Here is a 13,889-nt window from a genome sequence, read left to right as displayed (position 1 = left end):
ACGGGTGCACTCGACAGGATTCGAACCTGTGACCGCTCGGTTCGTAGCCGAGTACTCTATCCAGCTGAGCTACGAGTGCAGGTGGCGCTTGGTAGACCAGATCACCTCTGGTTGAAGCAGAAACTGATTCGACATCCCGTTACCAGGCGTTGAAACAACCTCTTAAATGGTGCACTCGACAGGATTCGAACCTGTGACCGCTCGGTTCGTAGCCGAGTACTCTATCCAGCTGAGCTACGAGTGCATTTGTTGCCGCGCATTATAGGCCGTCAAATCTGTGTGTCAATCGCTTTTTTCTAGTAATTTCAACAACTTACCGATAAAGCCAGATTACAACGTACTACGCAAATAATGGCGGAGAACGGGGGATTCGAACCCCCGACACCCTTTTGAGGTGTACTCCCTTAGCAGGGGAGCGCCTTCGGCCACTCGGCCAGCTCTCCGCAACACGGGGCGTATATTAACCAGCTTTCTTCCGCTTTGCAAACATAAAAATCGATAAAAATTAAAGACTTGGTTCCGGGTCCTTCTCGTTCTTGATTCGCTGGTAGATTTCCTCGCGATGGACCGAGACTTCCTTGGGTGCATTGACGCCAATTCGCACCTGGTTGCCCTTGACGCCAAGCACGGTCACGGTGATCTCTCCATCCCCGACTACCAGTGTTTCCGCACACCGACGGGTCAGAATCAGCATAGCTCTCTCCTCACGCTTCATTTCTTGAACGGCAGATACACGAAGGGCGCGGTCAGACCGCGCCCTTGGTCACTTCATGGCTTACTCGCCCTGACGGGGAGCATCCAGCTCGAAGGCAGTGTGCAAAGCGCGCACAGCCAACTCCAGGTACTTCTCTTCGATCACCACCGACACCTTGATCTCCGAGGTGGAGATCATCTGGATGTTGATGTTGTCCTTGGCCAGGGCCTCGAACATGCGGCTGGCGACACCCGCGTGGGACCGCATGCCGACGCCGACGATCGAGACCTTGGCGATCTTGGTGTCCCCCACCACCTTGCGTGCAGCGAGCTCGACCGCGGTGTTTTCCAGCACCTGCAGCGCCGACTGATAATCGTTGCGGTGCACGGTGAAGGTGAAGTCGGTGGTGTTATCGTGCGCGACATTCTGCACGATCATGTCGACTTCGATGTTGGCGGCACTGATCGGCCCGAGGATCTTGAAGGCCACGCCGGGGGTGTCTGGCACGCCACGGATGGTCAGCTTGGCCTCATCGCGATTGAAAGCGATGCCGGAAATGATCGGCTGTTCCATGGTTTCCTCTTCATCGATAGTAATGAGGGTACCCGGACCCTCCTTGAAGCTGTGCAAAACGCGCAGCGGAACGTTGTACTTGCCAGCGAACTCGACGGCCCGGATCTGCAGGACCTTGGAGCCCAGGCTGGCCATTTCAAGCATTTCCTCGAAGGTGATCTTGTCCAGGCGCTGAGCCTGGGACACCACGCGCGGGTCGGTGGTATAGACGCCGTCGACATCGGTGTAGATCTGGCATTCGTCAGCCTTGAGCGCCGCCGCCAGCGCCACACCGGTGGTGTCGGAACCGCCACGCCCGAGGGTGGTGATGTTGCCCTGCTCGTCGACACCCTGGAAACCGGCAACCACGACCACGCGACCTTCCTTGAGGTCGTTGCGGATTTTCTGGTCGTCGATCTGCAGGATGCGCGCCTTGCTGTGAGCGCTGTCTGTGAGAATACGCACCTGTGCGCCGGTGTAGGACACCGCCGGCACACCGCGCTTGATCAGCGCCATGGCCAGCAACGCGATGGTCACCTGCTCGCCGGTGGAAACGATCACGTCGAGCTCGCGGGTCACCGGCTGATCACTGATCTGTTTGGCCAGATCGATCAGACGATTGGTTTCGCCGCTCATCGCCGACAGCACGATCACTAGGTCATCGCCCGCTTCGCGGAATTTCTTGACCTTGTCGGCCACCTGTTCGATGCGCTCGATCGAGCCCACCGAAGTGCCGCCAAATTTTTGTACGATCAAAGCCATTTCAAGCCGCCTCAAGCCCGTGAAGGGCGCCCATTAAACATTCAAATCCGCTAAAGCCAAAGCCTGTCGATTGGCAACAGGCTCCATTGATGTGATTCAGAGACCTTGCTCGACGAATGGCACGGTCAGCGCCAGGGCGCCGTCCAGTGCCGCCGCATCGACGCCGCCGCCCTGAGCCATGTCCGGGCGACCGCCGCCCTTGCCGCCCACGGCCGCTGCGGCCTGCTTCATCAGATCGCCGGCCTTGAGCCTCGCGGTCAGCTCCTTGGTCACGCCGGCGACCAGCACGACTTTGTCCTCGTGCACGCCGCCGAGCAGGATCACGCCCTGGCCGAGCTTGTTCTTGAGCTGGTCGACCAGCGCCAGCAGCGCCTTGCCATCCTGCCCATCGATGCGCGCGGCGAGGACCTTGACGCCCTTGACCTCGATCGCCGAGCCCGACAGGTCATCACCCGCCGCGCTGGCCGCCTTGGCCTGCAATTGCTCCAGCTGTTTTTCCAGCAGCCGGTTGCGCTCGAGCACCGCCGAGAGTTTGTCGATCAGGTTGTCGCGACTGCCCTTGACCAACTGCGCGGCTTCCTTGAGCTGATCTTCAGCGGCGTTCAGATACGCCAGGGCCGCAGCGCCGGTGACCGCTTCGATACGACGTACGCCCGATGCCACACCGCCCTCGCTGATGATCTTGAACAGACCGATGTCACCGGTGCGCTTGGCGTGAATACCGCCACACAGCTCGACGGAGAAATCGCCGCCCATGGTCAACACCCGTACGGTGTCGCCGTATTTCTCGCCGAACAACGCCATGGCGCCTTTCTTCTTGGCGCTTTCGATGTCCATCTCTTCAGTGGCCACCGGGGTGTTCTTGCGAATCTGCTCGTTGACGATGTCTTCCAGCGCCTTGATCTGCTCCGGCTTGATCGACTCGAAGTGGCTGAAGTCGAAACGCAGGCGCAGGCTGTCGACCAGCGAACCCTTCTGCTGCACGTGATCGCCCAGCACCAGGCGCAGCGCCGCGTGCAGCAAGTGCGTGGCGGAGTGGTTCAGCGAGGTGGCCTGCTGCATGTCGCCATCGACAGTGGCGGTGAAGGTCTCGCCGACCTTGAGGGCGCCCAGCACCACAATACCGTGGTGCAGGAAGGCGCCGCCGGTCTTGGTGGTGTCGCGGACGTCGAAACGCCCGGCGTTGCTCTGCAGGTAGCCGCGGTCACCGACCTGACCACCGGACTCGGCGTAGAAGGGTGTAGTGTCGAGGATCACTACGCCCTCTTCGCCTTCGGCCAATTGCTGCACTGCCACGCCTTCTTTATAGAGGGCAACGACCTTGGCATCTTCGCTGTGAGTGGCGTAGCCGTTGAACAGGGTCGGCGTATCGACCTTGACCAGGCTGTTGTAGTCCATGCCGAAGGCGCTGGCGGAACGGGCACGCTCGCGCTGGGCTTGCATCTCGCGTTCGAAGCCGGCTTCGTCAAGGGTCAGTTCGCGCTCGCGGGCGATGTCGCCGGTGAGATCCATCGGGAAACCGTAGGTGTCATACAGCTTGAACACCACGTCGCCAGACACGACCGAGCCCTTGAGGGTAGCCAGATCCTGCTCGAGAATCTTCAGCCCCTGCTCCAGGGTCTTGGCGAACTGCTCTTCTTCGGCCTTGAGCACGCGTTCGATATGCGCTTGCTGGTTTTTCAGCTCCGGGAAGGCTTCACCCATCTCGGCAACCAGCGCCGCGACGATCTGGAAGAAGAAGCTGCCGTTGGCGCCCAGCTTGTTACCGTGGCGGCAGGCACGACGGATGATGCGGCGCAGCACGTAGCCACGCCCCTCGTTGGATGGCAACACGCCATCGGCGATCAGGAAACCGCACGAGCGAATGTGGTCGGCCACCACTTTGAGCGAGGCCTGGCCTTCGTTGCTGCAACCGATGGCTTTGGCGGCGGCGTCGAGCAGGCTCTTGAACAGGTCGATCTCGTAGTTCGAGTTGACGTGCTGCAGCACCGCACTGACGCGTTCCAGGCCCATGCCGGTATCGACCGAAGGGGCCGGCAGCGGGTGCAGGACGCCATCGGCAGTACGGTTGAACTGCATGAACACGTTGTTCCAGATTTCGATGTAACGGTCGCCGTCTTCTTCAGGCGAGCCGGGTGGGCCGCCCCAGATTTCCGGGCCGTGGTCGAAGAAGATCTCGGTGCACGGCCCGCAAGGGCCGGTATCGCCCATGGTCCAGAAGTTGTCGGAAGCGTATGGCGCGCCCTTGTTGTCGCCAATACGGACCATACGCTCAGCCGGGACGCCGATTTCCTTGGTCCAGATGTCGTAGGCCTCGTCGTCGCTGGCGTAGACCGTCACCCAGAGTTTTTCCTGGGGCAGCTTCAACACGCCGGTCAGAAAGGTCCAGGCGTAGGTGATGGCATCGCGCTTGAAGTAGTCGCCGAAGCTGAAGTTACCCAGCATTTCAAAGAACGTGTGGTGGCGAGCGGTGTAACCGACGTTTTCCAGGTCGTTGTGCTTGCCGCCGGCGCGCACGCATTTCTGGCTGGTCACGGCACGGGTATAGGCACGTTTTTCCTGACCCAGGAAGCAATCCTTGAATTGGTTCATGCCTGCGTTGGTGAACAGCAGGGTCGGGTCGTTGCCCGGAATCAGGGAGCTGGAGGCGACTCGGGTATGGCCTTGCTCTTCGAAAAAACGAAGGAAGGCTTCACGGATTTCTGCGCTTTTCATTAGGTTCTTCCACGGAGACGGCGGCCACAGGCGTCATCGACATTGCGACGGCAAAGGGCCGCATTATATAGGCCCTGAGGCCGCGGTACAGTGTGTTTGTACTATTGGGACCATCAAATCTACCAGATGACGCCCACCCACTGTGGCGAGGGGGCTTGCCCCCGATTTGCGGGGGGTCAGTAGTGCAGATGCTGCTGGCACGATTTGTCGGGGGCAAGCCCCTCTCGCTACAGGCTAGGCTATGCAATCCGGGGCTTATGCATTTTTATGCAGGTTGACGATAAAAATGATTAGCCAGCGAACGATGCGCTTCGCAAAAAATTGTGATAAAAAATCTCCGCCGTCAATCGATGACGGCAACGTTCTCAGGGCGGGGTGCGATTCCCCACCGGCGGTAATGACGCGCAAAGTGTCTAGCCCGCGAGCGCTTGGTGGCCCCTGTGGCGGTCAAGGTCAGCAGACCCGGTGTGATTCCGGGGCCGACGGTCATAGTCCGGATGAAGAGAGAACGGGATTGGCCACCGGGTCGACCACGCGCACATTTTGCCTTGGCCGCCTGCCGCAAGATCCCTTTCGATCCATGCCCTGTTTTTTTATTAAACAGGAGTCGACGTAGATGCAACCCACAGCAATCGATAGCAAAAGCCACCCCAACGAACGTATCGCCTTCGTCCAGGCTTGCTGGCACAAGGATATTGTCGATCAGAGCCGTAAAGGCTTTGTCGAGGAAATGGGCCGCCTGGGCTATCAGGAATCCGATATCGACTTCTTTGAAGTCGGTGGCGCGTTCGAAATTCCGCTGCACGCCAAGCTGCTGGCCCAGAGCGGCCGCTACGCCGGCGTGATCGGCGCGGCGCTGGTGGTCGACGGCGGCATCTATCGTCATGAGTTCGTGGCGCAGACGGTCGTCAGCGCTCTCATGCAAGTGCAGCTGGAAACCGAAGTACCGGTGTTCTCCGTGGTTCTGACCCCGCACCACTTCCATGATGGCGAGCAGCATCACACTTACTTTTTCAATCACTTCCTGCACAAGGGCATCGAAGCGGCCAAGACCTGCGCCGACACCCTGCATAAAGTGCGCACCTTGCGTCGCTTGCAGCCGCAGCAGAAGATCGCGGTGTAACTGACCCGCTTTACCCTGTAGCGAGGGGGCTTGCCCCCGAAAGAGTTCCCAGCCACGCCGATGTGTGGATGTAACATCTTTCGGGGGCAAGCCCCCTCACTACACTACAAGGTGTGTGGCACCACCAGGATGCCAGCGCGCAAGCCGTTGGCCACCTTGGGGTTGGGAAAGATGATCCTCGCGCCCCGCTCCTCGACCTTCCAGCGCTTGCCCGGGCCATCGTCGGCCAGCAGCATCCCGTGATCCAGCTCAGTGAAGTTTTCCACGCTCGCCGCCAGGTGCAGGTGGAACGCATCGGTGTGCTTGATGATCTCCCGGGATACGCGAAACAGCTGAAGGCCATTCAGGGCATCGTCGTGCGCTGCCTCGGTGCCGGCGATCAGCTGGCTCAGCTTGCTACGCAGGCGACTCAGGTCCACTTGCTGGTTCTGGCCGAAAGGCCGGGCCTTGCCGAGTTCCAGGGTAAAGGCCTCGGCCGCCAGTTGTTCGCGGGTGTAGGCACTGAAGGTGACGGAGGTCTTGTTCTGCAGCAACACCGCCTGCATGCCGGCCTCGCGCAGGCGCGCCAGCTCGACCCGCGAGGGCTCGCAGTCAGGGCGAAACGGGTACAGCGCGAACTGCTCGATGCGCGAGCCGCGTATGGCAGTGTGCAAGTCGTAATGCAGGCGTGTGCGCTCGGGCACGCTGAAGAAGGCCGACGCCAGGCGCTCCAGCTCGTGGGCACGCAGGGCTTCATTGCCGCTGTACTGTTCATGGCGACCATTGAACATGCGGTTGACGTCATGCTTGAGGTAGCGCTCGCCACGGCGAATCGCCTCGGGGTTGCCGAACAGGAACAGCGCCCGCGCCCGCACCTTCAGCTCGCCACGGGCTACCTCGTGCAGCAGGTCGTCGAGCAGCTCGATCGGGGCAGTCTCGTTGCCATGGATACCGGCGGACAGCAGCAGGTCCATGCCGTTGTCCTGGCCCTGCGCAGGGCGCACTTCGAGTGCACCCTCCCCCAGCCAGCGCAACCGCACGCCGCCCTGGGTCAGTTGGGTCTTTTCGGCAGGCTCGCGGCCCGCCAGCGTCAGTTCGAGCAGCTTGCCGAGTGCGAGCATAGGCCGAAGTCCTTAGTGGGTATGACCGCAGTCGGGGCCGTGTACGTGGCCATCGTCTTCGTCGCCGGCATCGGCCGGTTCCATTTCCAGTTGCAGGCTGACCAGGTTGGTGGCCAGTGGGCGCAGCAGCAGATTGGCGAACTCGGCGTCGCCTTCTTCGACATCGACACCGATCAGCAATTGACCGCGGCCATCCTGCTGAATCCAGACCTCCTTGCCTTGCCAGATCACCGCGAAACGGGTGCAGGAGGTTTCCAGCTGGGTGCCATCGGTATCTTCAAGGATCAATTGCAGGGCATCGGACATCGTTGTGTTCTCTCAGTTGAGTTGAAAAGGATAAACCGCACCCAGATTCAGGATCCCGGTCAGCTCATCCAGTGCCGTACGGCACTCGTTCAGTAATTGCGGATCGGCCATGTCGCGTTCGCACAGGCGGTCGCGATAATGCCGGTCGACCCATTGGGTCAGTGTGTCGTACAGCGGCGCGGTCATGATAACCCCTGGGTTGATCGCCGCCAGTTCCTCTTCGTTGAGGGCCACGCGCAGGCGCAGGCATGCCGGGCCACCGCCGTTCTGCATGCTCTGCTTGAGGTCGAAGACCTTGACCTCGGCAATCGGCCCACCCGACTGCGTCAGCTGCTGCAGATACGCCCAGACTCGCGGATTGTTGTTGCACTCCTGCGGCACGATCAACAGCATCGAGCCATCGGCCCGCGACAGCAACTGACTGTTGAACAAATAGGAACGTACCGCATCCTCCACCGAGACATCGGCCCTCGGCACGCTGATGGCCTGCAACTGCCCGCCCCGCTTTGCCAGTTTAGCCTGCAGTTCGGCGATCAGCGCCGGCGTGTCGAGAAAGGCGTCCTGGTGATGGAACAGCAGCTCGCCGTTACCCACGGCGATCACGTCGTTATGGAACACGCCCTGGTCGATGACCGCCGGGTTCTGCTGCGCGAACACCACACCGTCGTCGCTCAACCCGTGCAACCGCGCCACCGCCTGGGAGGCCTCGAGCGTCTGGCGCGCTGGGTACTTTTGCGGCGCCGAGTAGCGGGTGTCGAAGGCGCTGCGGCCGTACACGAAGAACTCGACGCCCGGCTCACCGTAACTGCGACACAAGCGCGTGTGGTTGGCCGCACCCTCATCGCCGAACTGCGCCACTGCGGGCAGTGCGGCGTGATGAACGAAATGCGCCGGGTCGTTGAACATCGCCGCCAGCACTCGGCTGGTGGTCGGGTGCTCGATGCTGCGATGGTATTTGCAATTGAGATTGGCCGCGGTGAAGTGCACGCGGCCGTCGCCCGTGTCGGCACTGGGGCTGACCGTGGCGGCATTGGCCACCCACATGCTCGACGCCGAAGCGCTGGCGATCAGCAAGGGCATGGCTTCGCGCGCGGCGCGTTCGATCACCTGGCTGTCGCTGCCGCTGAAGCCCAAAGCGCGCAGGCCGGCGACGTCCGGGCGCTCCTGCGGGGCCAGCACCCCCTGGACGAAACCCAGTTCCATCAGCGCTTTCATCTTGGCCAGGCCTTGGCGGGCCGCCTCACGCGGATTGGAAGCCAACTGGCTATTGCCCTGGGAAGCCACGTTGCCGTACGACAGCCCACCATAGTTGTGGGTAGGGCCGACCAGACCATCAAAATTGACTTCAAACGCTTTCATCAGCGCAACTCCCCAGCCACGGTAATCTTCGTCTTTCGGGGGCAAGCCCCCTCGCTACAGGTGTGTGCATGCATCGTGTAGCGAGGGGGCTTGCCCCCGACAGCGGTGCTCACAGGGTTATCCCCGGCGACAGGGTGACCGGCAGGCTGAGGCGGTCAACCTCCAGGGAAGCCACTGGATAGGCGCAGTAATCCGCCGCGTACCAGGCACTGGCCCGATGGTTGCCGGAAGCGCCTACCCCGCCGAACGGCGCCGTGCTGGCCGCGCCGGTCAGTTGCTTGTTCCAATTGACGATACCGGCGCGGCTGTGCAGCCAGAACTGCTGGTAACGATCGGCGGAATCCGACAGCAAGCCCGCCGCCAGCCCGTACTGGGTGGCATTGGCCTCGGTCAGCGCGTCTTCGAAACGGCTGTAGCGAATCACCTGCAGCAACGGCCCGAACAGTTCTTCGTCGGGACGATCGGCCACCGCCGTCACATCCAGCAGGCCGGGGGTCAGCAAAGCGGATTGCGGATCGGGCTGAGTCATGGCCAGCAGCGCCAGCGCGCCCTTGGCCAGCAATTGCGCCTGGGCATCGAGCAGCGCCTGCGCGGCGTCCAGAGAGATCACCGAGCCCATGAAGGGTGCCGGGTCCTGGTCGAAGGCGCCCACCTGCAACTGGCTGCTGACGTCGATCAAGCGCTCCAGCAGGCGATCGCCCCAGTCCCCCTCGGGGACGATCAGGCGGCGCGCACAGGTGCAGCGCTGGCCAGCGGAAATGAACGCTGACTGGATGATGGTGTAGACCGCCGCGTCGAGATCGGCGACCTGCTCGACCACCAGCGGATTGTTGCCGCCCATCTCCAGCGCCAGGATCTTGTCCGGGCGCCCGGCGAACTGACGGTGCAGGGCGTTGCCGGTACCGCTGGAGCCTGTGAAGAACACCCCGTCCAACCCAGGCTCGGCAGCCAGGGCGATACCGGTGTCGCGCCCACCCTGCACGAGGTTGAGCACGCCCGCCGGCAGCCCGGCTTCGATCCAGCAGCGCAGGGTCATCTCGGCGACTTTCGGCGTTTGCTCGCTGGGCTTGAACACCACGGTGTTACCCGCCAGCAGCGCCGGGACGATATGCCCATTGGGCAAATGACCGGGGAAGTTGTAAGGCCCGAACACCACCACCACACCGTGTGGCTTGTGCCGCAATACGGCGCTGGCATCCGCCAGCGGCGCACTCTTCTCGCCGGTGCGCTCGCGGTAGCTCTGGATGGATATGCCGACCTTGTTGATCATGCTGGCGACCTCGGTGGACGCCTCCCAGAGCGGCTTGCCGGTTTCTTCGCCGATGCAATGGGCCAGCGACTGGGCATGCAGCTTGAGGCTGGCGGCATAGGCTTCGAGCACGCTGATTCGCTGGCTCAACGCCAGGCTTGCCCAGGCCGGAAATGCCTCACGCGCCGCTTGGACTGCCTGGCTTACCTGAGCCGCCGAGGCGGCCTGGCCGGTCCAGACACTTTGCTGGCTGACCGGGTTGAGCGACTGCATCACTTCACCCTGGCCGTCCAGCCAATGACCGCCGATATAGAGCGTACTCATAGTCCTGCCTCCCCAGGCTTGTGGCTCGACATGGCGACCGCCCGGACCGAATCCCCCGGGCTCATGCGCAGGCGCTTGGCAGTCAGCGGGTCGACCACCAGAGTGCCGGCTGCCACACGGGCTGGCGCCGCCGCCACACGGCACTCTTCACGCTTGCGGTTGTGCATCAGGTACACCGGCGCATCGTCGCCTGGCGTACCGATGGCCAACACCAGCACCTGACTGTCCTGCACGGCACGGATACGCGCGGTTTCGCATTCCAGCGCCGGGCCGGCATCGAAGATGTCGACATAGCCCTGGTAGCTGAACCCCTCGCCCTTGAGCATCGACAAGGCCGGCTCGGTGTCGGTATGGACCTGGCCGATGACCTCCCGCGCGGCCGGCGAGAGGAAGCAGGTGTAGAGCGGAAACTTGGGCATCAATTCGGCGATGAAGGCCCGGTTGCCGACACCGTTGAGGTAATCCGCCTGGCTGAATTCCATCTTGAAGAAATGCCGCCCCAGGCTCTCCCAGAACGGCGAGCGGCCGGCGCTGTCGGACATGCCGCGCATCTCGGCAATCACCTTGCGCCCGAACAGCTGCGGGAACTCGGCGATGAACAGCAACCGCGCCTTGGCCAGCAGGCGGCCATTGAGACCCTTGCGTTGGTCCTCACGCAGGAACAGCGAGCACAGCTCGGAGTTGCCCGTCAGGTCGTTGGCCAGGAACAGCGTCGGGATCTCGCGATAGATGTTCAACTCCTGGGAGGCGCTGACCGTCAAACCGACCCGGTAGTTGTACCAGGGCTCGCGCAGGCCCACGGCACCGGCAATCGCCGAGATGCCGACCACCTTGCCATCGTCGTCTTCGAGCACAAACAGATAGTCGGCATCGCCCCGCCCGGCCTCACCCAGGAAGGTCTTCTCGGCCCAGGTCACGCGATGGGTCAGGCGCTCCTCATTCGCCGGCAGCGTGGTCAGCCCGGCCCCGGTTCCGCGGGCCAGTTCGAGCAGGGCTGGTAAATCGCTGCTGCGTACGGGACGAACGATCATGCTATCTCCTCAGCGCCGGTCAACGGACCGCCGCGACACTCAACCAATGACACACAAAGACAGGCACGATGCCTGTCAGACCGCCACCAGGCGCACACTCACGCCCTCACCCACACCCAGCGCCTCGGCGGCCGCGAGATCGAGGCTCGCCGGCTTGCCCGGCACCCAGTCCAGCTCCAGCAGGACGGCGCGGTAATCCTGCAACTGGCCGTTGGAAACAAGGTACTGGCGGCCACTGCGTCGGCCCTCTTCGATCTTCACCGGCACCACCCGGCTCTGGGCTATGGAGTGGATGCTCGAGACCCGCGCGTGCAAGGTCGGACCACCGTCGAAGATGTCGATGTAGTGATCGGTCTCAAAGCCTTCGCGCATCAGGATGTCGAAGGTGATCTGCGCCCGCGGATGCACCTGGCCCATGGCCTCCTGGGCGGCATCAGGCAGCAGCGGCACGTAGATAGGGTAATGGGGCATCAGTTCGGCGAGGAAGGTCCGGCTCTTGAGCCCGCACAGGCGCTCGGCCGCAGCGTAATTGAGGTCGAAGAAGTTGCGCCCGATGGCATCCCAGAACGGCGATTCGCCGTGCTCGTCGCTGTAGCCGACGATTTCGGTGACCACGGAATCGGCGAAACGCTCGGGGTGGCTGGCGACGAACAGCAGGCGCCCGCGGGAATTGAGTTCCGACCAGGGCGTGCCCACCAGGTCGGGAACCACATAGAAGCTGGTCAGCAGGCTGTTGCCGGTCAGGTCATGGCACTGCGACAACACGTGAATCTTGTTGTGGATCTTCAGCTCGCGGGAGGCGTGCACGAAGGTCTCGTTACGAAAACTGTAGAACGGCTCGGAGTAGCCCGCCGACGCGACGATGGCCGAACAACCCACCAGACGACCGCTGGCGGTGTCTTCAAGGACGAAGAAATAGCTTTCCTCGCCATTGAAGCTGACTTCGGCGGCGAACGACGCTTCAGAGGCGGCGATCTTGTCGCCTAGGCGCTCGACATCGTCCGGCAGCGAGGTGACACCGATGGGGCTGTCGGCAGCCAGACGCTTGACCTCGTCCAGATCAGCCATTTGCGCGGGGCGCATGACCAGCATGGGTGTCACTCCTGTCATCGAATCTCGTGAGCAGGCAGCAAGCCAGGCCCGCTGCCGTTGATCGGCCCTGATCAGGCCTGGGTAAGCTGGACGACGGCGCGTTCGAAACGGTCCAGGCCTTCGTCGATGTCGGCGTCTTCGATCACCAGGCTAGGAGCGAAGCGCACGACGTCCGGGCCGGCCTGCAGGATCATCAGGTCCTGTTGTTCGGCGGCGTTGAAGAAGTCCTTGGCGCGGCCTTTCCAGGCGTCGGTCAATACGCAGCCCAGCAACAGGCCCATGCCGCGCACTTCACTGAAGATGCCGTACTTTTCGCCGATGGCTTGCAGGCGAGTCACGAAGCGCGTGTGCTTGGCACGGACACCGGCACGCACTTCAGGGGTGTTGATGACGTCCATCACCGCCTCGCCCACCGCACAGGCCAGGGCGTTGCCGCCGTAGGTGGTGCCGTGCACGCCCACGGAGAAGTGCTTGGCGAGCTTTTCAGTGGTCAGCATGGCGCCCATGGGGAAGCCGCCGCCCAGGCTCTTGGCGCTGGAGAGGATGTCCGGGGTCACGCCATAGTTGATATAGGTGAACAGCTCACCGCTGCGGCCCATGCCGCTTTGCACTTCGTCGAACACCAGCAGGGCATTGAACTGGTCGCACAGCGCGCGGGCGCCTTCGAGGTAGGCCTTGTCGGCCGGCAACACACCGCCCTCGCCCTGGATCGGTTCCAGCACCACGGCGCAGGTCTTGTCCGAGACCGCTGCCTTGAGCGCGGCCAGATCGTTGTAGGGGACGTGGGTGATGCCGGTGATCTTCGGGCCGAAACCGTCGGAATACTTGGGTTGACCGCCAACGCTGACGGTAAACAGAGTGCGGCCGTGAAAGCTGTTGGTGGCGGCGATGATCTCGTACTTCTCGGCACCGTAGTTGTCACTGGCGACGCGACGGGCCAGCTTGAAGGCGGCCTCGTTGGCTTCGGCACCGGAGTTGCAGAAGAACACGCGCTCGGCGAAGGTGGCGTCGACCAGCTTTTTGGCCAGGCGCAGGGCCGGCTCGTTGGTGAACACATTGGACACGTGCCACAGCTTGTTGGCCTGCTCGGTCAAGGCACCGACCAGCGCCGGATGGGCATGGCCCAGCACGTTGACAGCGATGCCGCCGGAGAAGTCGATGAGCTCACGCCCGGCCTGGTCCCAGACGCGAGAGCCTGCGCCGCGTACGGGAATGAATCCGGCCGGTGCATAGTTGGGAACCATTACCTGGTCGAAATCGGCGCGTTGCACCTGAGCATGCTCAACGGACATCAGAGTCTCCTGGAGAGAAACGCCGGCCGAGGACGGCAGGCGGTAAAAGGATTGTAAGGACTGCACGCCAGCGGACCTTGCCGCCAAGCGACAACTTCTTATAGCGGCAAACCCGGACTGCCGGGAGGTTGTCGACGATGCGACATATACCGTCACAAACGCGCAGTTTAAACGCTGTGACGGTGAATGGCACGGCTTGCACACATCCTCTGTAGCGAGGGGGCTTGCCCCCGAAAATCCGCAACTACCGCAGTACTTGAACAATGGCGCTGATTTGTGAGTTTTTCGGG

At 62.3% G+C, this 13,889-nt stretch carries 11 protein-coding genes, 3 tRNA genes and 1 riboswitch; of the genes, 1 reads left to right on the top strand and 13 read right to left on the bottom strand.

Annotation, left to right across the window (positions count from 1 at the left end):
* Nucleotides 1–5 precede the first annotated feature (5 nt).
* From AC3WJP_RS24580 to alaS, 6 genes are all read right to left on the bottom strand, one after another.
* Nucleotides 6–79, bottom strand: a tRNA-Arg gene (locus AC3WJP_RS24580).
* A gap of 88 nt (nucleotides 80–167) precedes the next feature.
* Nucleotides 168–244 (bottom strand) — tRNA-Arg (locus tag AC3WJP_RS24575).
* A gap of 108 nt (nucleotides 245–352) precedes the next feature.
* Nucleotides 353–443, bottom strand: a tRNA-Ser gene (locus tag AC3WJP_RS24570).
* A gap of 62 nt (nucleotides 444–505) precedes the next feature.
* Nucleotides 506–694: a carbon storage regulator CsrA gene (gene csrA, locus AC3WJP_RS24565; protein WP_493723387.1), complete on the bottom strand. Its 189-nt coding sequence runs from the start codon at nucleotides 692–694 to the stop codon at nucleotides 506–508.
* 81 nt (nucleotides 695–775) lie between these two features.
* Nucleotides 776–2,008, bottom strand: a complete 1,233-nt coding sequence (locus AC3WJP_RS24560; protein WP_493723388.1) for an aspartate kinase — start codon at nucleotides 2,006–2,008, stop codon at nucleotides 776–778.
* Nucleotides 2,009–2,104: 96 nt separating this feature from the next.
* Nucleotides 2,105–4,723 (bottom strand): alanine--tRNA ligase, encoded by a 2,619-nt coding sequence (gene alaS, locus AC3WJP_RS24555; RefSeq protein WP_493723389.1) that lies wholly within the window; start codon nucleotides 4,721–4,723, stop codon nucleotides 2,105–2,107.
* Between the two features lie 357 nt (nucleotides 4,724–5,080).
* A riboswitch (FMN riboswitch) is annotated at nucleotides 5,081–5,237 on the top strand.
* A gap of 102 nt (nucleotides 5,238–5,339) precedes the next feature.
* Here alaS and AC3WJP_RS24550 point away from each other — a divergent pair.
* A complete protein-coding gene (locus AC3WJP_RS24550; protein ID WP_311971134.1) occupies nucleotides 5,340–5,846 on the top strand; it encodes a 6,7-dimethyl-8-ribityllumazine synthase in 507 nt (168 codons plus the stop codon).
* A gap of 104 nt (nucleotides 5,847–5,950) precedes the next feature.
* Here the strand turns inward: AC3WJP_RS24550 and astE are convergent, their stop codons facing one another.
* The 7 genes from astE to AC3WJP_RS24515 form a co-directional block, all read right to left on the bottom strand.
* The gene (astE, locus tag AC3WJP_RS24545; RefSeq protein ID WP_493723390.1) at nucleotides 5,951–6,946 is read right to left on the bottom strand and encodes a succinylglutamate desuccinylase; all 996 of its coding nucleotides are present in this window, start codon (nucleotides 6,944–6,946) and stop codon (nucleotides 5,951–5,953) included.
* Nucleotides 6,947–6,958: 12 nt separating this feature from the next.
* A complete protein-coding gene (locus tag AC3WJP_RS24540; RefSeq protein WP_226505829.1) occupies nucleotides 6,959–7,252 on the bottom strand; it encodes a topoisomerase II in 294 nt (97 codons plus the stop codon).
* Between the two features lie 12 nt (nucleotides 7,253–7,264).
* Nucleotides 7,265–8,611 carry an N-succinylarginine dihydrolase gene (astB, locus tag AC3WJP_RS24535; RefSeq protein WP_493723391.1) on the bottom strand — a complete coding sequence of 449 codons (1,347 nt, stop codon included), beginning with the start codon at nucleotides 8,609–8,611 and terminating at the stop codon, nucleotides 7,265–7,267.
* 109 nt (nucleotides 8,612–8,720) lie between these two features.
* The gene (astD, locus tag AC3WJP_RS24530; protein ID WP_493723392.1) at nucleotides 8,721–10,184 is read right to left on the bottom strand and encodes a succinylglutamate-semialdehyde dehydrogenase; all 1,464 of its coding nucleotides are present in this window, start codon (nucleotides 10,182–10,184) and stop codon (nucleotides 8,721–8,723) included.
* Nucleotides 10,181–11,215: an arginine N-succinyltransferase gene (gene astA, locus AC3WJP_RS24525; protein ID WP_493723393.1), complete on the bottom strand. Its 1,035-nt coding sequence runs from the start codon at nucleotides 11,213–11,215 to the stop codon at nucleotides 10,181–10,183. Before astA ends, astD begins: the two co-directional genes overlap by 4 nt.
* A 75-nt stretch (nucleotides 11,216–11,290) precedes the next feature.
* Nucleotides 11,291–12,307, bottom strand: coding sequence for an arginine/ornithine succinyltransferase subunit alpha (gene aruF / locus AC3WJP_RS24520; RefSeq protein ID WP_493723394.1), 1,017 nt, complete (start codon nucleotides 12,305–12,307; stop codon nucleotides 11,291–11,293).
* A 71-nt stretch (nucleotides 12,308–12,378) separates the two neighbouring features.
* A complete protein-coding gene (locus tag AC3WJP_RS24515; RefSeq protein ID WP_493723395.1) occupies nucleotides 12,379–13,599 on the bottom strand; it encodes an aspartate aminotransferase family protein in 1,221 nt (406 codons plus the stop codon).
* Nucleotides 13,600–13,889 lie beyond the last annotated feature (290 nt).

Source organism: Pseudomonas sp. GW821-FHT01A09 (genome assembly GCF_058986725.1).
The sequence above is the reverse complement of the archived record's forward strand: the minus strand, read 5'-3'. Positions and strand labels throughout refer to the sequence as shown.